The 19,355-nt window shown below is 41.6% G+C and carries 15 protein-coding genes; 14 read left to right on the top strand and 1 reads right to left on the bottom strand.

Going from position 1 to position 19,355, the window contains the following annotated elements:
- Positions 1-37 precede the first annotated feature (37 nt).
- The 12 genes from fbaA to rpe all read left to right on the top strand — a co-directional run bounded on the left by fbaA (position 38) and on the right by rpe (position 16,349).
- Entirely contained in the window at positions 38-1,105 is a 1,068-nt protein-coding gene (gene fbaA / locus BFP75_RS12380; RefSeq protein ID WP_099545696.1) for a class II fructose-bisphosphate aldolase, read from the top strand.
- A 32-nt stretch (positions 1,106-1,137) separates the two neighbouring features.
- Complete coding sequence (accD, locus tag BFP75_RS12375; protein WP_099545827.1) at positions 1,138-2,007, top strand: acetyl-CoA carboxylase, carboxyltransferase subunit beta; 870 nt, start codon at positions 1,138-1,140, stop codon at positions 2,005-2,007.
- A 101-nt stretch (positions 2,008-2,108) separates the two neighbouring features.
- Positions 2,109-2,378, top strand: a complete 270-nt coding sequence (rpsO, locus tag BFP75_RS12370; RefSeq protein WP_094997796.1) for a 30S ribosomal protein S15 — start codon at positions 2,109-2,111, stop codon at positions 2,376-2,378.
- A 197-nt stretch (positions 2,379-2,575) separates the two neighbouring features.
- Entirely contained in the window at positions 2,576-4,807 is a 2,232-nt protein-coding gene (locus BFP75_RS12365; protein WP_099545695.1) for a polyribonucleotide nucleotidyltransferase, read from the top strand.
- Positions 4,808-4,969: 162 nt separating this feature from the next.
- Positions 4,970-5,833, top strand: a complete 864-nt coding sequence (locus BFP75_RS12360) for an RNA polymerase sigma factor RpoD/SigA (protein WP_099545694.1) — start codon at positions 4,970-4,972, stop codon at positions 5,831-5,833.
- Between the two features lie 222 nt (positions 5,834-6,055).
- Positions 6,056-8,038, top strand: a complete 1,983-nt coding sequence (gene pulA / locus BFP75_RS12355; protein WP_099545693.1) for a type I pullulanase — start codon at positions 6,056-6,058, stop codon at positions 8,036-8,038.
- A 4-nt stretch (positions 8,039-8,042) separates the two neighbouring features.
- Positions 8,043-8,255, top strand: a complete 213-nt coding sequence (locus tag BFP75_RS12350; RefSeq protein ID WP_099545692.1) for a VF530 family DNA-binding protein — start codon at positions 8,043-8,045, stop codon at positions 8,253-8,255.
- Positions 8,256-8,257: 2 nt separating this feature from the next.
- Positions 8,258-8,710: a tRNA (cytidine(34)-2'-O)-methyltransferase gene (locus tag BFP75_RS12345; protein WP_099545691.1), complete on the top strand. Its 453-nt coding sequence runs from the start codon at positions 8,258-8,260 to the stop codon at positions 8,708-8,710.
- Positions 8,711-8,766: 56 nt separating this feature from the next.
- Positions 8,767-11,409: a c-type cytochrome gene (locus BFP75_RS12340; RefSeq protein ID WP_099545690.1), complete on the top strand. Its 2,643-nt coding sequence runs from the start codon at positions 8,767-8,769 to the stop codon at positions 11,407-11,409.
- A gap of 89 nt (positions 11,410-11,498) precedes the next feature.
- Positions 11,499-14,603, top strand: a complete 3,105-nt coding sequence (locus tag BFP75_RS12335) for a WD40/YVTN/BNR-like repeat-containing protein (RefSeq protein ID WP_099545689.1) — start codon at positions 11,499-11,501, stop codon at positions 14,601-14,603.
- A 2-nt stretch (positions 14,604-14,605) separates the two neighbouring features.
- A complete protein-coding gene (locus BFP75_RS12330) occupies positions 14,606-15,589 on the top strand; it encodes a tetratricopeptide repeat protein (RefSeq protein WP_099545688.1) in 984 nt (327 codons plus the stop codon).
- A 67-nt stretch (positions 15,590-15,656) separates the two neighbouring features.
- Complete coding sequence (rpe, locus tag BFP75_RS12325) at positions 15,657-16,349, top strand: ribulose-phosphate 3-epimerase (protein WP_099545687.1); 693 nt, start codon at positions 15,657-15,659, stop codon at positions 16,347-16,349.
- A 34-nt stretch (positions 16,350-16,383) separates the two neighbouring features.
- Here rpe and BFP75_RS12320 read toward each other — a convergent pair whose 3' ends face one another.
- Positions 16,384-16,809 (bottom strand): HPP family protein, encoded by a 426-nt coding sequence (locus tag BFP75_RS12320; protein ID WP_240531779.1) that lies wholly within the window; start codon positions 16,807-16,809, stop codon positions 16,384-16,386.
- Positions 16,810-16,989: 180 nt separating this feature from the next.
- Here BFP75_RS12320 and BFP75_RS12315 point away from each other — a divergent pair, with 180 nt between their 5' ends.
- Positions 16,990-17,961: a YpdA family putative bacillithiol disulfide reductase gene (locus BFP75_RS12315; protein ID WP_099545825.1), complete on the top strand. Its 972-nt coding sequence runs from the start codon at positions 16,990-16,992 to the stop codon at positions 17,959-17,961.
- A 507-nt stretch (positions 17,962-18,468) separates the two neighbouring features.
- Positions 18,469-19,053, top strand: coding sequence for a hypothetical protein (locus tag BFP75_RS12310; RefSeq protein ID WP_099545686.1), 585 nt, complete (start codon positions 18,469-18,471; stop codon positions 19,051-19,053).
- The last annotated feature ends 302 nt before the right edge of the window (positions 19,054-19,355 follow it).

Raw genomic sequence — 19,355 nt, 5'->3', positions numbered from 1 at the left:
TGCACATTATAAGAAACTAATTAGACCCACAAAAATTATGGCCCACAATATTAAACCGGGAGTAGCTACCGGAGATCAGGTACAGGAAATTTTTAAGTACGCAAAAGAAAAAGGTTTTGCATTGCCGGCGGTAAACGTCATAGGTTCCAATACCATTAACGGGGTGCTTGAAACCGCTGCAAGCTTAAAGGCACCGGTCATCATCCAATTCTCAAATGGAGGTGCACAGTTTAATGCTGGTAAAGGACTTTCCAATGAAGGCCAAAATGCAGCGATACAAGGTGCTATAGCGGGTGCAAAACACGTTCATCAGTTAGCGGAGGCCTACGGTGCCACGGTAATCTTGCATACGGACCATTGTGCCAAAAAACTGCTTCCTTGGATAGATGGATTGTTGGATGCCAGTGAAAAGCATTATGCCGAAACAGGTAAATCTCTGTTCAGTTCGCACATGATCGATTTATCAGAAGAGCCATTGGAGGAGAATATCGAAATCTGCAAAGGTTACCTTGAGCGCATGAGCAAAATGGGGATGACATTGGAGATAGAATTGGGTATCACCGGAGGAGAGGAAGATGGAGTGGACAATTCTGATGTGGACGATTCAAAATTATATACACAGCCTGAGGAAGTCGCTTATGCCTATGAGGAACTTTCCAAAGTAAGCCACAGATTTACCATTGCCGCCGCTTTTGGAAATGTTCATGGCGTATACAAACCAGGTAACGTGAAACTCACACCAAAAATCCTCAAAAATTCGCAAGAATATATATCTGAAAAATACGGGGTAGGACACAATCATATTGACTTTGTATTCCACGGTGGATCAGGTTCCTCCCTCGAGGAAATTAGGGAGGGTATTAGCTACGGTGTAATTAAAATGAACATCGATACGGATTTACAATATGCCTTTTTAGCGGGTGTAAGGGACTATGTGCAGGACAACAAGGATTATTTACAGTCCCAGATCGGAAATCCTAAGGGTGCCGATGAACCAAATAAAAAGTTTTATGATCCAAGGGTTTGGTTGAGACAGGGTGAAAATACCTTTGTAGAGCGCTTAAAGAAGGCCTTTGAGGACCTCAATAATGTGAACACACTGTAATAATTCTGTCGATAACGTTTTAAATGGAAGACATGACGGCTTGGTTTAAAAGAAAGGAAAAAGGAATCCAGACTTCTACGGAACAAAAAAAGGACACCCCAAAAGGTCTTTGGTACAAATCCCCTACAGGTAAGATTGTAGAATCAGAGGACCTTGCCAAAAACTTTTATGTTAGTCCGGAAGATGACTACCACGTTCGAATTGGGAGCAAGGAGTATTTCCAGATCCTGTTTGACGACAATAAGTTCACGGAACTGGACGCCAAACTTTCTTCGAAGGACCCTTTAAAATTTGAGGATACCAAAAAATATGCGGACCGTTTAAAGGCCGCCCAGAAAAAAACCGGTCTCACAGATGCTGTACGTACTGGTTTTGGAAAATCCTTGGGAAAGGATATTGTAATCTGTTGTATGGATTTTGCCTTTATTGGCGGATCCATGGGCAGTGTGGTAGGTGAAAAAATTGCTAGGGGTATCGATCATGCCATTAAGAAAAAGGTGCCATTTGTAATGATCTCCAAATCTGGGGGAGCTAGGATGATGGAAGCAGCATTATCCTTAATGCAGTTGGCAAAAACCTCTGCAAAATTGGCCCAATTGGCAGATGCTGGCTTGCCTTACATATCTTTATGTACAGATCCAACTACGGGCGGCACCACGGCTTCCTATGCAATGTTGGGCGATATCAATATTGCGGAGCCCGGAGCTTTGATAGGTTTTGCGGGGCCTAGGGTCGTTAAGGACACCACCGGTAAAGAGTTGCCGGATGGCTTCCAATCCTCTGAATTTCTGCTGGAACATGGATTTTTGGATTTTATATCGCACCGCAAGGACTTAAAAAAGAATATCAATCTGTACATCGATTTGATCCAAAATCAACCCATAAGAAAGGCAAAAGTCTAAGGACCCATAAAAAGGTCGTTTTGAATCAAAAAAAAGATATATCTTTGCGCCCTGATTGAAAATCAATCGGATACATAAAAATCATTTAAAACAATATTGGAATGTATTTAACCAAGGAAATAAAAGCCGACATCTTTAAAAAGCATGGCGGAAAAGCGGAGAACACAGGTTCTACCGAAGGACAAATAGCTTTGTTCACACACCGTATCAACCATTTGACCGGTCACCTTAAACAAAATCACAAAGATTACAACACAGAAAGATCTTTGGTGAAATTGGTAGGTAAACGTAGAAGTTTATTGGATTATCTTAAAAAGAAAGATATTGTAAAATACAGGGAGCTTATCAAAGAGCTTGGTATTAGAAAATAAATTGAAAAAGGGGATGGTTGACCATCCCCTTTTTTCAAAAATAGCCTCCAAGTCTAAGGAGTAAAAATAGGCACACACAAAAAGCTACACACAGTTTTTCATTGGTCCACACAACAACACAACAACCCCGACCATAAAAAATGTCGGAAAGACCATTGTTTAACAAACCTGAACGCGTCAGGTTTTAATCAAATTTTATGATTCCAAAAGTATTTAGAGAGGTCATTGACCTTGGTGACGGTAGGGAGATTTCTATCGAAACCGGAAAATTGGCAAAACAGGCCCATGGTTCTGTAGTCGTTCAATCTGGAAAATGTATGTTATTATGTACGGTCGTTTCCAATTACAAACAAAGCGACGTGGATTTTCTTCCACTAACAGTAGACTACCGCGAAAAATTTGCCGCTGCAGGACGTTACCCTGGCGGATTTTTCAAAAGAGAAGCCCGTCCCAGCGATGGTGAAGTTTTGACCATGCGTTTAGTAGATCGTGTATTGCGACCATTATTCCCAAAAGATTATCATTCAGAAACCCAGGTAATGATTCAATTGATGTCCCATGACGAGGACGTGATGCCGGACGCTATGGCAGGTTTGGCAGCATCCGCGGCCATCCAATTATCTGACTTTCCTTTTGAATGTCCCATTTCAGAAGTAAGGGTAGGAAGGGTGAACGGTGAGTTCGTTATAAACCCATCGTTTGCGCAATTGAAAGAATCCGATATCGACATGGTCATCGGTGCATCGGCGGACTCCGTTATGATGGTAGAAGGTGAAATGGATGAAATTTCCGAGGAGGAAATGACGGAGGCCATCAAATTCGCTCACGAAGCCATCAAGGTTCAATGTGCCGCTCAAGTGCGATTGGCAGAATCCTTCGGAAAAAAAGAAGTCCGTGAATATGAGCCGGAAAGGGAAGATGAGGATTTAGCTAAAAAAGTTCACGCCCTTGCGTACGATAAGGTATATGAAATTGCAAAGGCCGGTTCTGCAAAGCACGAAAGAAGTGCGGCGTTTGATGCCATAAAGGAAGAAGTTATCGCTTCATTTTCCGAAGAGGAACAAGAAGAATATGGTGGATTGATCTCCAAATATTTCTACAAGGCCGAAAAAAATGCAGTAAGGGACCTTACCTTGAACGAAGGCTTACGATTGGACGGAAGAAAAACAAACGAAATTCGCCCAATTTGGTGTGAGGTGGACTATTTACCATCAACCCATGGTTCTGCTATCTTTACACGAGGTGAAACCCAAGCATTGGCTACGGTAACCTTAGGTACTTCCAGAGACGCCAACCAAATAGATATGCCCTCTCAAGAAGGGGAAGAGCGTTTCTACCTACACTATAATTTCCCTCCATTTTCAACAGGGGAAGCCAGACCGATCCGTGGAACTTCCAGAAGGGAAGTCGGTCACGGTAACTTGGCCCAAAGAGCCTTAAAAGGTATGGTTCCCGAAGACTGTCCTTACACAGTAAGGGTCGTATCCGAAGTGTTGGAGTCTAATGGTTCCTCATCCATGGCAACGGTTTGTTCTGGTACTATGGCCTTGATGGATGCCGGTGTTCAATTAAAAAAACCGGTTTCCGGTATTGCCATGGGATTGATTACCGATACTGAATCTGGTAAATATGCCGTGCTTTCGGATATTTTGGGAGATGAAGATCACTTGGGCGATATGGACTTTAAGGTAACGGGTACCGCAGATGGTATCACGGCTTGCCAAATGGATATAAAAGTGAAAGGCCTGTCCTATGAAATTTTGGTGAAAGCCTTAAAGCAAGCTCGTGACGGGCGTTTACATATTCTTGAAAAATTAGTGGAAACCATTGATGCACCAAGGGAGGATGTAAAACCCCATGCACCAAAAATGGTCACACGTATCATTCCTAACGAATTTATCGGGGCCTTGATTGGACCAGGAGGAAAAGTTATTCAAGAACTACAAAAAGAAACCAAAACGACCATTGTTATCAATGAGGATCCTGTTACAGAAGAGGGTATCGTTGAAATCTTGGGAACAAATCAAGCGGGAATCGATGCTGTCTTGGCAAAAATCGATTCGCTGATGTTCAAGCCTGAAGTAGGTAGCGTTTATGAAGTGAAGGTCATTAAAATGTTGGATTTTGGTGCCGTTGTTGAATATATGGATGCTCCTGGGAACGAAGTGCTACTTCATGTATCCGAATTGGCCTGGGAACGTACGGAGAATGTGTCCGATGTAGTGAACATGGGAGATGTCTTTGATGTAAAATATTTTGGACTCGACCCTAGAACTAAAAAGGACAAGGTTTCCCGTAAGGCTCTTTTACCAAAACCCGAAGGTTTTAAGGAAAGACCCCCACGTGACAATAGCGATAATAGACGTAGGGACGATCGTCGTGGAAACGACAGGAACCGCGATCGCGATAGAAAACCAAGAAGGGATTAATTCCCGATCTTTTAAATGTAAAAAGCCCCAACAAATATCTGTTGGGGCTATTTTTATTCATTTTATCGATTAATTGAACTTTTTTATACCCTATTGTAACATTCCATGAAAATTTACGTATAAGTATATGCAGTCTATGCAAATTGAACTTAATTTATTTTAATGAGACAGCTTAAGATTACAAAACAGGTCACCAATAGGGAGACCGCATCCTTGGACAAGTACTTGCAAGAAATTGGAAAAGTGGACTTGATTACCGCTGATGAAGAAGTAGAGTTGGCACAACGCATCAAGGCAGGCGACCAAATCGCTCTTGAAAAACTGACGAAAGCCAACCTTAGATTCGTGGTATCCGTTGCTAAGCAGTACCAAAACCAAGGTCTTACTTTACCGGATTTGATCAATGAGGGGAACCTTGGTCTGATCAAAGCTGCACAGCGTTTTGACGAAACGCGGGGATTTAAGTTTATCTCCTACGCCGTATGGTGGATCCGTCAATCTATATTACAGGCATTGGCAGAACAGTCCCGTATCGTTCGCTTGCCACTGAACAAAATTGGATCTATAAACAAGATCAACAAAACCTTTGCTTTCTTGGAGCAAGCACATGAGCGTGTACCATCTGCAGAGGAAATTGCCAAGGAATTGGACATGACCGTAGAAGATGTAAAGCAATCCTTGAAAAACTCGGGTCGTCACGTATCCATGGATGCTCCTTTGATCGATGGTGAGGATTCCAACCTTTACGATGTATTGCGCAGTGGGGAGTCTCCAAATCCGGATAGGGAATTGTTACATGAATCCCTTCGCACAGAAATTGAAAGGGCCCTTGAAACACTTACCCCAAGAGAGGCCGATGTTATTAGGCTCTATTTTGGGCTTGCAGGCCAACATTCCATGACCTTGGAGGAAATAGGTGAAACTTTTGACCTGACTAGGGAAAGGGTTCGCCAAATCAAGGAAAAGGCAATTCGTAGGTTAAAACATACATCTAGAAGTAAGATACTTAAGACATATTTAGGTTAACAATAAAAATTACACGTTAAAGATTCCCTAAATTGGAAATTTGGCATATTAGTTGTAATTTTAAGATTACAAACAGTTTATCATGACTGTTCGTTTTTTGATTGATGAATAAACTCCGGCTGATTACCGGAGTTTTTTCATTTTATTATTTCCATAAAACATACATTTCATGGTATTAGCGATTTGAATATCTTTCTTATATTGACATTAAGTACCACATTTATGAAGTTATTTTCAATTCTTCTAATTTCAACTGTATTGATTATTTCCTGTAATCCCAAATTCGCTTTAAAAGACTACGACTCCTACCCTACCGCCTCTGATGAAAACCTTTGGCCGTACTATACCAAAGACGTCACGGAATTCAAATTATGGGCGCCCACCGCCAAGGAAGTGAAGATTAATTTTTTCGAGAACGGTAACTATTCCCCTATTAAGGAAACCCTTGCCATGAAATCAACGGATAATGGGGTTTGGTCAAAAAAAGTTCAGGGCGACCTACATGGTACCTACTATACCTTTCAAGTAAAAATTGGGAGCACTTGGTTAAACGAAACCCCAGGTATTTACGCCATGGCCATAGGGGTGAATGGCCATAAGGCCATGGTCTTGGATATGGAATCTACAAACCCTTTGGGATGGGAAAATGACGAAGGGCCTATCTTGGATACACCCAATAAGGCAATAATCTATGAATTGCATGTAAGGGACATGACCATTCACCCGCAATCTGGCGTGGAGCATAAGGGAAAATTCATCGGGTTGGGAGAACTGGGCACCCTGGGGCCTGAAAATGTCAAAACAGGCATTGGCCATCTTAAGGAGCTTGGCATTACCCATGTGCATTTGCTACCCTCCTTTGACCACTATTCCATTGACGAAACAAAACTGGATACACCCCAATTTAACTGGGGATACGATCCCAAAAATTACAATGTACCGGAAGGTTCTTATTCGACCGACCCTTATAACGCTTCGGTCCGAATAAAGGAATTCAAACAAATGGTAAAATCATTTCACGATAACGGTATAGGGGTGATTCTGGATGTGGTCTACAACCATACGGGCAAGACTGAGAAATCGCTTTTTAATCAAGAGGTACCCGGTTATTATTATCGGCATAACGAAGATGGCAGCTATTCAGATGCGGCCGCTTGCGGCAATGAAACGGCATCAGAAAGGACCATGATGAAAAAATTCATGTTGGAGTCCTTATTATATTGGACCGAAGAATATCATATAGACGGATTTCGTTTCGATTTAATGGGCATCCACGATATGGATACCATGAACGAAATAGCCTCGGCCATAAAAAAAGTCAATCCCAATGCGCTTTTATATGGTGAAGGGTGGACAGCAAAAGACTCTCCGCTGCCAGAGGAAAAAAGAGCCTTAAAAAAGCACATGCAGCAATTGCCTGAAATTGCTGCGTTCAGTGACGATATTAGGGATGGACTAAAAGGTTCGGTTTTCGATGATATGGATACGGGTTTTGTAAACGGAGGAACCAAAAAAGAGGAATCCATAAAGTTTGGACTTGTAGGCGGAATAAAACATCCTCAAATCAACTATAACAGTGTAAATTATTCCAAGGCTCCTTGGGCCAAAGAACCTTGTCAATCTATTTCCTATACTTCTTGTCATGACAACCATACCTTGTACGATAAATTAAAAATCTCCGATCCGTCCGCGAGCCAAGAAGAACTAATTGCCATGCATACATTGGCCAATGCCATTGTTTTGACTTCCCAGGGCACCCCATTTTTGCATGCAGGCGTAGAATTTTTGAGAACCAAACAAGGAGCACACAATTCCTATAATCTTTCAGATAGCATCAATCAAATAGATTGGAACTTGAAAAAAACCAATCAAGCTGTTTTTGAATATTATAAAAACCTGATAGCATTGCGAAAGGAACATCCGTCGTTTTCATTGGAAAGTACCAAAGAGGTAAACGAGAAACTAAGGTTTCAAATGGTAGCCGATGGCCTCATTTCGTATACCTTGGAGAACCAGACCAGCGGCGATACATGGAAAGAAATACTTGTAATCTATAACGCAAGAAAGGAACCCTATCGATATCCACTTAAGGAAGCCTACAAATTGGCCATATATAAAAATACTTTTGATTTTGAGGGTTCCAAAACCATTCAGGAGTATGTTGATATTCCTCCCATATCCATGCTCATCGCATTTAAAAATTGACACCATGACTCAAAAAAACAATCCGCTCCATGGGGTAAAACTGGTAGATATTTTAGAACATCTTACCCAAGTATATTCATGGGAAGAACTATCGGAAGAAATAAATATCAATTGTTTTAAGAACGATCCATCAATAAAATCAAGCCTTTCGTTTCTAAGGCGAACACCCTGGGCCAGGAAAAAAGTTGAAAACCTCTATTTAAAAACCTTGCGTTGAACATGGCACTTCATATTGTTCTTATTGAACCGGAAATCCATACCAATACAGGGAATATAGGCAGGCTTGCCTTGGCTACGGGCTGCAACCTTCACTTGGTTAAACCCTACGGATTTGAAATTTCGGATAAACGTTTGAAAAGGGCCGGCTTGGATTATTGGCAACATCTAAATATTAGGGAGTATGAAAATCAGAAGGAATTTTTTGAATCCCATAAAGAGGAAAAAATGCTATTTTTTTCCTCCCATGGTTCAAAAAACCATTGGGATGCAACATATACAGAAAATACATTTCTCCTTTTTGGCAAGGAATCCAGTGGGCTTTCCAATGATATTTTGGAAAGAAATACCCGTAATGTCTTTAAAATCCCGCTTTACAGTACCCACGTGAGGAGCCTAAATTTGGCAAATGCAGTTGCCATTACGGTGTATGAAGGTCTAAGACAATTACATTAAATTCCTAAACGTAAGTTTTGTATCTTTTAGCTATCTAAAAGACCAACTTATTATCCATGAAAAATTATTTTCTTCGGTTCATCGCAATATTAACACTAGTTGTGATAACCTATGCCTGTAAGACCGAAACCAAGAAAGAGGCAGCCGACCAAGCCTCTGAAATCAAGTTCAATATTCCCGATGGTTTTTCACTAGAGGAAATCTATCATCCCAGTGCCCATGATCAAGGCTCTTGGGTGTCTTTGGCCCAAGGTCCCAATGGCATAATCTATTCCTGTGACCAATATGGTAAAATTTACTCCTTTACCCCTCCCAAAACCGGGGAGCAACTTTCCAAGGAGGATATATCTCCGTTGGATATTGAGATTGGGCAAGCTCATGGATTACTTTGGGCATTCAATAGCTTATATGTGTCCGTAAATAAAAGATGGGAGGAAGATTCCAATTTTGGTAGCGGTATTTACAGAATTGAAGACACCAATGGCGACGGGGTTTTGGACCAAAGCAAGATGCTTTTGAGATTGGAGGGCGATGGGGAGCATGGGCCGCACAGTTTGGTTTTATCTCCGGATGGAAATGAAATTTACTTCATTGCCGGTAACCACACCTTGGTTCCGGATACTATAAAGAACAACAGCAGGTTGCCCAACAACTGGAACGAGGACAACTTGATACCTACCTACTTGGATGCTAGGGGCCATGCCAACGATATTAAGGCACCAGGGGGTTGGGTAGCTAAATTCAAACCTGATGGTACCGAATGGGAATTGATATCGGCAGGCTATAGAAACCCTTTTGATATTGCCTTCAACAACGATGGGGAACTTTTTACCTATGATTCTGATATGGAATGGGACATTGGTATGCCTTGGTATAGGCCTACGCGTATTTGCCACGTGGTACCGGGAAGTGAATATGGATGGCGTACAGGTTCTGGGAAATGGCCCGCTTACTACCCGGATAATCTTCCGGCCGTACATAACTTGGAGCAGGGCTCGCCCACGGCTGTCCTTTCTTCCGCGTCCTTAAATTTCCCTTCAAAATACAAAAATGGGCTATTGGTAATGGATTGGAGTTTTGGAACGGTGTATTTTATTGATTTAATTCCTAAAGGTAGTAGCTATGAAGCTAAAAGGGAACAGTTCTTTTCTGGAACTCCATTGCCCCTTACTGATATGATTTCCGGTTCTGACGGTAATCTTTACTTTGCCACCGGAGGGCGAAACTTGGATTCACATCTTTATCGTTTATCCTATGAGGGTGAGGTCATGGCCGAAACAGATGTAGCGGTCAATGAGGACAACAAGCAGTTACGGGAACTTCGCCAAACTTTGGAATCCTTTCAAAAAAACACAAACGGGGAAGGACTGGCCTTAGCTTGGGAAAATTTGGGCCACGACGATCGTTTTATACGATATGCTTCGCGTATGGTCCTGGAGCATGCCGATTTCAATGCTTGGAAAGACCGATTTACTTCAGAAACCGATGCTACAAAGCTTATCAATGCAAGTATTGCCCTAGCTAGAACGGACGAACCACAAAACCAACAATTGATTTATCAAAAATTGGAACCGCTTAACCTGGAAACTCTTTCTGATGATAATCGATTGGCTCTTCTACGTGCCTATTCACTCTCCTTTATAAGAATGGGCAAGCCGGCCGGTTCCACGGGAAATGCCATAGCCAAAAAACTAAATCGCTACTTTCCCCATGCCAACAACAGCGTAAACAAGGAATTAAGTCAGATCCTTCTTTATTTGGAAGCTGATGGGATTACGGAGGGATTGGTCGAACAACTACTTAAACATACTGAAGAAAAAACAGTTTCGGATGGTATCGAACTGTTGGACGAGGAAACCACCCTCAGGAGCGAACAATATGGTGAAATCATTAGGGAGGTCGTAGCACAAATGCCCCCTAGTGAGGCCATTTATTATGGCATGCTTTTGAGCAATGCCGATAAAGGATGGACAAAGGATTTACGGGAAACGTATTTTAAATGGTTTTATGATGTTCTTGACAGCAAAGGAGGTATGAGCTTTAAGGCTTACATGGAAAACGTACGTCAAAGGGCCATGTCCCATGTACCCGAAGCCGAAAAAGAATACTTCAAGGAAATATCTGGAGAATACTCCCCGTCAAGTGCCGTGGCCGATCTTCCCCAACCCATAGGACCTGGCAATACGTACATGGCTGGAGACCTCCAGAACATAGTTTGGAACGAAGACCTAAAAGGAGATTCCTACGAAGATGGAAAAAGGGCCTTTGAAGCTGCCATGTGTATCCTTTGCCATAGAATGAGAGGTGAAGGCGGGGCCTCAGGACCAGACCTTACGCAAGCCTTCACTAAATTTGGCACGTACGACCTAATCAATGCTATTGCCAGTCCCAGCGATGAGATTTCGGACCAATATGCAAATACCCTATTTCAATTAAGTGATGGTAAAATCTTGGCAGGTAGAATTAAATCCGAAAATGAGGACAAAATTGAATTAATGCCAAATCCCTTTAATGAAACCTATACAATAACCATAAAAAAAGAAGAGGTATCCGAACGCGGGCCCTCTCCAATCTCACCGATGCCAGGCGGCTTGTTGAACCGACTCAACGAGCAAGAGGTAAAGGACCTATTTAAATATTTACTGTCGGGTGGGGATGAAAATCACGAGTCGTATAATGAAAATGAAAACCTAGAATAGATTGCTATTCCATTAATTACAAGCTACAGAACCAGTAATTTTCATCTTATATTTTTTATCATTTTAAAATAAATAAAACCAACACCAATATGAATTCAAAGTACAAAACTCCACTAATCGTTATTTTTATTTTTTGTGTAACGTTCGCTTTTTCTCAAACGGAAGAGCTACCCATTGACCCATCGTTTTACGAACAACTGGAATGGCGCAATATAGGTCCGGCACGTGGTGGAAGATCTCTAGGTGCTGCGGGAAGCCCATCCAGACCCAATGAATATTACTTTGGGGCCACAGGTGGCGGTTTATGGAAGACCACTGATGGTGGCAACGAATGGAAACCCGTCACTGACGGGCAGGTTACCAGTTCTTCAGTGGGTGCCGTAGCAATTGCCGAAACCAACCCGGATATTGTATATATTGGAATGGGTGAGGTACAGCTGAGGGGAAGTATTACACAAGGGGATGGTGTGTATAAATCCACGGATGCAGGTGAAACCTGGAAGCATTTGGGTTTGGAGGAAACTCAGGCCATTGCTAGAATCCGGATTCATCCTACAAATGCAGACATTGTCTATGTGGCCGCTTTGGGACACCCCTATGGCGATAATGAAGAACGAGGGGTCTTTAAAAGCACAAATGGTGGCGAAACTTGGGAAAAAGTTTTATACGTGAGCCCCAAAGCTGGAGCAGTGGACTTGATTATCGACCGCAACAATCCAGATGTTCTGTATGCCAGCACTTGGGAAGTACAACGAAAAGCTTGGAAAATGTGGGGTGGTGGTGGCGATTCCAAATTATGGAAATCCACTGATGGAGGGGATACCTGGAACGATCTAACCAGCAACGAGGGAATGCCCGCACCACCTATCGGAAAAATAGGTGTTACCGTTTCCCCTGTAGATTCCAACCGCGTTTGGGCCATCGTAGAGGCCAATGAAGGCGGTGTTTTCCGTTCCGATGATGGTGGAAAAACTTGGGAAAGAACCAACGATGAGCGAAAATTGCGGCAACGTGCATTTTATTACTCGCGAATTTATGCCGATCCTATGGACAAGGAAACGGTCTATTGCCTAAATGTCGATTTCTGGAAATCTACCGACAGTGGAAAAACTTTCGATACAGAAATAAAAGTGCCTCACGGGGATAATCATGACTTATGGATTGATCCAAACAATCCAGATCGAATGGTTTCATCAAATGATGGTGGCAGTGTCGTTAGTATTAACGGTGGAAAAACCTGGACGGAGGAAGATTACGTTACTACACAGTTTTATCATGTCACGGCTACCAATGATGTGCCATATCACGTAGCAGGTGCCCAACAGGACAATAGTACATTGGCCATGCCCAGCGATGGCTGGGACCATATGCAAGCCCATGGGCCAAATCATGGGTGGTATTATGCCGTAGGTGGTGGCGAGAGCGGATGGATCACACAACACCCAGTTAAAAAGGATATTTTTTATGCAGGTAGCCAAGGTGCTCTTTTAACACGTTACGATAGAAGCAATGGCCAAACCCGGGACATACAGGTATATCCGAGATTTTTCTCGGGCGAACCGGCAAGTGCACTGCCCGAACGTTGGCAGTGGACTTTTCCTATCATGTTTGCTCCCCAAGATCCAAATGTAATGTACACCTGTTCCCAACATGTTTGGAAAACAACGGACGACGGCCAGTCATGGGAAAAGATAAGTCCCGATCTAACCTATGCCGACCCTTCCACTTTGGGAAAAACGGGCGGTGTAATTACAATGGATATGAATGGGCCGGAAATTTATGCAACGGTTTTCGCTCTTGCACCATCAACCCATGATATCAATACTATTTGGGCAGGTTCTGATGATGGGAAAATACATATCACTAGGGATGGCGGAAAGAATTGGGAAGATATTACCCCAGAAGATTTACCAAAATTTTCAAGGGTAAGCATAATTGATGAATCGGTACATAACCCCGGAACCTTGTATGTTGCGGCAAACCGATATCAGGTCGATGACAGGCAGCCTTATGTTTTTAAGACCCATGATTATGGAAAAACATGGAAGAAGATAATCAACGGAATTTCCGATGGACATTTTGCGAGGGCGGTTCGGGAAGATCCCGTTAGGGAAGGGCTTTTGTTTCTTGCCACGGAACATGGTGTCTATTTCTCAATAAACGATGGGGATTTATGGCAAAGCCTCCAGTTAAAACTGCCCGATACACCTGTAAGAGATTTGGTAATTAAGGACAATGATGTTGTACTTGGAACCCACGGCCGTGGATTTTGGATCTTGGACGATATACAACCTTTAAGGCAGTACAAACCAGAAATGAAGGAACAAGATGCCGTGCTATTCAAACCGAAGAACGCCATTCGTGGAATCAGCGATGCAACCATCCAATATTATCTCAAATCTGAACAAGACACGATTACTTTCGAAATATTGGATGCAAATAATATGATTATCGACACTTTTACGGGTAGTAAGCCTAAATATGAAAAAGACCCGGACGCCCCTTGGTGGGAACGAGGGGGGTCGTCAAAACCCACAACGGCAAAAGGCCTAAATACATTCACATGGGATTTACGTTACCCCGGCGCGACGGTTTTCGACGGAATGATCATTTGGAGCGGTCGACCCCAAAGAGGACCAAAAGCTCCCTTAGGGACTTACAAAGTGAAAATGAAAACAGGCGACTATGAAGAAACATTTACTTTCGACATAGAAATGAACCCCAATTTAAAGGGTATAACCAAAGCCGATCTTCAAGAACAATTTGAACTGGCCAATAAGATTATGAACAAGACCAGTGCCGCGAATGAAGCGGTTATTAAAATACGCCTGGTTCGCGAACAATTGAACGCGCAAAAAGAGGCACTTTCAGGTTCCAATTTTAAGCGAAAAGTCGCTCCTTTTTTAGATAGTTTGACGGCCATTGAAGAAAAACTATATCAAGTTAAGAACCAGTCCCCTCAAGATCCTCTGAATTTTCCGATCAAGTTGAACAATCGTCTTTCCTCCTTACGTAGAAGCGTTGAGACCGGAGATGCCAGACCTACTGACGGGGCCTATAAGGTTTTTAAAGAACTTTCTGCGGAACTTGAAACCCTCTTGTCAAATTTGAACAAAGTAATGGGTTCTCAATTGCCCGAGGTCAATGCCATATTGGAAAAAGCGGGAAAAAAAGCGGTTCAAATTGGGGAATAGTCATGAGTATATATAGAATTCCGGTCGGCCAGGCATTTTTGCTATTGGGTTTAACGATGGTTTTTACCGGTTGCAGAGAAATTAAAAAGGAAAAAACGGAAGCTACGGAGACGGTAACCCTTTTCCAGGGAACATCTGATCGATTCATTACCCCATTGGGCAAGGAATTCGGTATTCCCGAGCCTTCCGAGAAAATGTTGACCCAATACGTAGAGGCGAAACAAGTCTATGAAAGCAATCCCAATAGCGCCGATGCCCTGATTTGGTACGGAAGACGGACCGCCTATCTTGGAAAGTATGAAGATGCCATTGCCTTATATTCAAAAGGAATCGAGAAATTCCCTGAGGACGCCCGTTTTTTCCGACATCGCGGACACCGATATATCTCCATACGGGAATTTGGCAAGGCAATCTCAGATTTGGAGAAAGCAAAAAACCTCATCGAAGGAAAGCCCAACGAAATTGAACCCGATGGGATGCCAAATGCCATGAACATTCCGGTAAGCACACTACACGGAAATATCTGGTATCATTTGGGTTTGGCGTATTATCTAGTACACGACTATGAAAAAGCATTTGATGCGTATCTAAACTGTAGGAAATCAGGAGAGCTGGATGATAATATAGTTTCAAGCACTCATTGGCTATATATGATACAACGCAGACTTGGAAACGAAACATTGGCAAATGAAATGTTGGAACCTATTACCGAAAAAATGGATGTAATTGAAAACCAAAGCTATTATGAACTTTGTAAATTGTACAAAGGATTGATTCCAATAGACTCCCTTCTACGAAACAAATCCGGAAATCCATCGAACGATGCGGTGGCCTATGGACTTTCTAACTGGTATTTTTATAATAACGAAAAAGAAAAAGCCAAAGAGATAATGTTGGATTTAGTGGATAGCCCCTCATGGAGTTCTTTTGGATATATAGCGGCGGAAAATGATTTGATAAATTACTTTGAAAAAATGAGACCGTAAAGCGAATCACATTGGGTTATGCAAAACTCAAATCACTATTTTTGCATGATAATATAGCGGATACAAAATGCGAAAAACAAAAATAGCCCCATCTCTACTTGCAGCGGATTTCGGAAATTTAAGGCGTGACGTCGAAATGGTTAACAATAGTGATGCCGATTGGCACCATATCGATGTCATGGACGGGGTTTTCGTTCCAAACATTTCGTATGGGATGCCCGTTATCAAAGCCATTCAAAAACATGCTACCAAACCCTTGGATGTACATTTGATGATTGTTGACCCTGACCGCTATATTAATACATTTGCTGAACTAGGAGCCTCTATCCTGACGGTTCACTACGAAGCATGTACCCATCTACACCGAACTATACAGGCGATTAAAGCAAAAGGGATGAAGGCTGGGGTATCTCTAAATCCACATAGTAATATCAATTTATTGGAGGATATCATCAACGATATTGATTTAGTATTGCTCATGAGTGTGAACCCTGGATTTGGGGGACAATCCTTTATCGATAACACCTATGTAAAAATTAAAGCCCTAAAAGAGCTTATCAATATAAAAAAGGCTACGGCCCTCATAGAAATCGATGGGGGCGTAACCTCAGAAAATGCCAAAAAACTAACCGAAGCTGGTGCCGATGTATTGGTGGCGGGCAGTTTCGTTTTTAAAAGTGAAAATCCGGCGCAAACAATTCTGGACTTGAAACGTGCGGCAGATGGAAACTACGAACAAAAGGTGGTCAATAATCGGTAAACGATATTGACCACCTTTATTTTTATCCTAAAAACTAATACTGCTCCAAGAGGTACTTTATCAAATCTGTAGTGGTCACGATTCCTACCAAGGTCTCTCCATCCACCACCGGTAGCGCATGAAATTCATTATGCGACAAGATTTCGGCCACTTCCTTGATCGTTGTATCGGAAGAAACACTCTTTAGATTCTTGGCCATCACCTGTGAAATGGTGAACATGTTGTAAACGATGGTCTCCACATCTGCATCTTCTTCGTAGGCACCATCGGCAAAACTTATGCGAAGCAAATCCGTCAAGCTCAACATCCCGATGATCCTATCCCCTTCCACAACCGGAATATGCCGGATATGGTGCTGTTTGAACAAGCGCTCTGCAGTTTCCAATTGATCATTGCTGTTCAACGTGATAATCTTTTTTGTCATAATGGTCGAAACGGGCACTCTATGTCTTAAACTCATAACTTTGGTTTTTAATTGTTACTTAAAGGTCGTTCAATTCGAATACTTAAAGCATGATAAAAATCATTTATAGAAAGGATTTTGCGACTTTTTCAATATCATTTCAAATCTTGTTTCTTATTTAAAATACCTAGTTTTGTACTTTTCAAAATTGAATTTTACTTCAATAAAATGGGCAGCATGGATTTGTTTAATATCGTAATCATTGGAGGAGGGCCAATTGGCATTGCCTGTGGATTGGAAGCCCAAAAAAAAGGATTATCCTACGTCATTTTGGAAAAGGGGCCTATTGTGAATTCCTTGTTCAATTACCCCGCCAATATGCAGTTCTTTTCCTCTTCGGAGAGATTGGAAATTGACGACATCCCATTTATCAGCAAAGAGGCCAAACCGAAGCGAGACGAAGCCCTGGAGTATTACCGAAGAATTGTAACTGCCAATAAACTCAACATACACTTATTTGAAAAAGTCCTTGATGTTCAAAAAGTTGCCGATACCTTTCAAGTAAGAACGAGCAAGGGTACCTATGAGGGCAAAAACGTTATCGTGGCCACAGGTTTTTATGATATTCCCAATTTACTGAACGTTCCGGGTGAGGATTTGGAAAAAGTAGCCCATTACTACGGAAGCCCACACTATTATGCCGGTCAAAAGGTAGCTGTAATAGGAGCCAGTAATAGTGCCATAGATGCGGCTTTGGAATGTTGGAGAAAGGGTGCGGAAGTTACGTTGGTCATAAGGGGGCCGGAAGTTGGTCAGCGCGTAAAGTATTGGGTACGGCCAGATATTATTAACAGGATCGAGGAAAAAAGTATCAAGGCGTATTTTAGTAGTACGGTGAAGGCCATCCATGAGGATTCCATAGAAATTAGCATCGAAAAAGGGGAGACCCAAAGTTTGCCCAATGATTTTGTACTGGCTCTTACTGGATATAAACCTAATTTTGAATTCTTAAAAATGTTGGGCATCCATATTTCAGAAGACGAGAAACGGCTACCGGAGTATAATCCGGAAACGATGGAAACCAATGTTAAAAATCTTTATTTGGCCGGTGTAATCTGCGGGGGGATGGAAACCCACAAATGGTTTATTGAAAATTCAAGAATACATGCCAAAATGATCGTTTCGGATATTTTGGATAAAAGGAAGTAAGTAATAAGATTACTTATTCAGACAGATTTTCTTCGTATTCAACTTCTTGTTGATTCATTCTTGCAAGCGAGGTAATTTGGCAAAGCGACTTTCCACGGGCGTTCCTTGCAAAAAATAGAGAGTTCAGTAGTTATTGCATACTAGCTATACCTACAATGCTCTGCGTTGAAAATAGTTCAAACAAAAAAACGCTCAAGCAAACTTGGCGTTTTTTCTTTTTGAACTATTTATTCGTGACCTCAAACGGACAGGGTTCTAACTTTTTGAAGGAAGATATTGAAACTATTATCAATAAATCATCTCAAATAGAAAGTGCTTGATTCTAATTCAACTAGAAGTTTTATGTTCAAAATAAGAGGAATGAGTTGATTCTAAAATAATTTTTTCTAGAAGCCTATTAATTGCTTTCGGTTTATGAGCCTAAAGTTAGGCGGAATGTTATATTGCGTGAGTTCTTACGTCGAACTCATGTTAAATAGAGCTATTTTTAATATTTTAATATATGAAATGAAAAACTTACTCTGTGGCATAGGAAAATCCAATATTCACGAAAATTTTATTCTGATAACCGAATATCCCTTTGAGCCTTCCTTTGCATATCCAGAAAAACGGATTAAAGCTGATGAGATCCAATCCATTTGTGTTGAATTCGGAATTTGTAAAATTTATGTTGCAGGTGATATTGTTTTTGTATCCTCAGAAAAGAAAGAGTGTTTGAAGAGATTTGCCGAGAATAATGATATCGTTTTATCTGAGCATAGCTGGAATTGGGATTGGATTTTGGAACCCTATCTCGACACGGAGTTTACGGCAGCAAATGAAAAATTAGTTCAGGAAAGACTACTCGAAAACGGAATCGAAAAAAAGGAAATTGACAAAATCCACACCGAAGTTGGTAAGCAGATGTACAAGTACAATTTTGATACTATGTTATGGGATTGGACCAGTTTAGGATTGGCAGATGTGCTATCTGCTATGCGAGCGAAATACAACAAGGAGAAATTTAGAGATTTTTATAAAAGGGCATTGGAAATAGATAGAAGAGGAAAAAACAAAGTGAATACCACTGGTAATGACAGTACAAAACTCTAGGTAATGTATTATTAGGCCGTTTAAAAGTTTAGAAATGTAAATCGTAAAGAAATGGCCTGTGAACACTTGAACGGGCTAGAAAAGTTCTTGTTTATAAACCGAATAATGTCTTTTTTTACGGGACTATCTCATAAAGTGTGTAAATAAAAAAATAGCGGGGGCATGCCCCCGCTATTTTTTTAACTTTAAATTTTCACACCATTATGAAGAACGAGGAATTATTCGACGACAATTTTTTTAAACAGTTCAAGACCGGTGACGAGCTCAACGGTTTTTTGAAGGCACTCCAAAAACGCGGCATC

This window comes from Maribacter sp. 4G9 (genome assembly GCF_002742265.1).
Lineage (GTDB): Bacteria > Bacteroidota > Bacteroidia > Flavobacteriales > Flavobacteriaceae > Maribacter.
This window is presented reverse-complemented; position numbering and strand designations above follow the sequence as displayed.

Coding starts and splice junctions, on each gene's coding strand:
- rpe (WP_099545687.1), top strand. CDS start 15,657: ATGCGAAAAACAAAAATAGCCCCATCTCTACTTGCAGCGGATTTCGGA.
- pulA (WP_099545693.1), top strand. CDS start 6,056: ATGAAGTTATTTTCAATTCTTCTAATTTCAACTGTATTGATTATTTCC.
- BFP75_RS12330 (WP_099545688.1), top strand. CDS start 14,606: ATGAGTATATATAGAATTCCGGTCGGCCAGGCATTTTTGCTATTGGGT.
- accD (WP_099545827.1), top strand. CDS start 1,138: ATGACGGCTTGGTTTAAAAGAAAGGAAAAAGGAATCCAGACTTCTACG.
- BFP75_RS12345 (WP_099545691.1), top strand. CDS start 8,258: ATGGCACTTCATATTGTTCTTATTGAACCGGAAATCCATACCAATACA.
- BFP75_RS12310 (WP_099545686.1), top strand. CDS start 18,469: ATGAAAAACTTACTCTGTGGCATAGGAAAATCCAATATTCACGAAAAT.
- BFP75_RS12360 (WP_099545694.1), top strand. CDS start 4,970: ATGAGACAGCTTAAGATTACAAAACAGGTCACCAATAGGGAGACCGCA.
- rpsO (WP_094997796.1), top strand. CDS start 2,109: ATGTATTTAACCAAGGAAATAAAAGCCGACATCTTTAAAAAGCATGGC.
- fbaA (WP_099545696.1), top strand. CDS start 38: ATGGCCCACAATATTAAACCGGGAGTAGCTACCGGAGATCAGGTACAG.
- BFP75_RS12335 (WP_099545689.1), top strand. CDS start 11,499: ATGAATTCAAAGTACAAAACTCCACTAATCGTTATTTTTATTTTTTGT.
- BFP75_RS12340 (WP_099545690.1), top strand. CDS start 8,767: ATGAAAAATTATTTTCTTCGGTTCATCGCAATATTAACACTAGTTGTG.
- BFP75_RS12315 (WP_099545825.1), top strand. CDS start 16,990: ATGGATTTGTTTAATATCGTAATCATTGGAGGAGGGCCAATTGGCATT.
- BFP75_RS12365 (WP_099545695.1), top strand. CDS start 2,576: ATGATTCCAAAAGTATTTAGAGAGGTCATTGACCTTGGTGACGGTAGG.
- BFP75_RS12320 (WP_240531779.1), bottom strand. CDS start 16,809: ATGAGTTTAAGACATAGAGTGCCCGTTTCGACCATTATGACAAAAAAG.
- BFP75_RS12350 (WP_099545692.1), top strand. CDS start 8,043: ATGACTCAAAAAAACAATCCGCTCCATGGGGTAAAACTGGTAGATATT.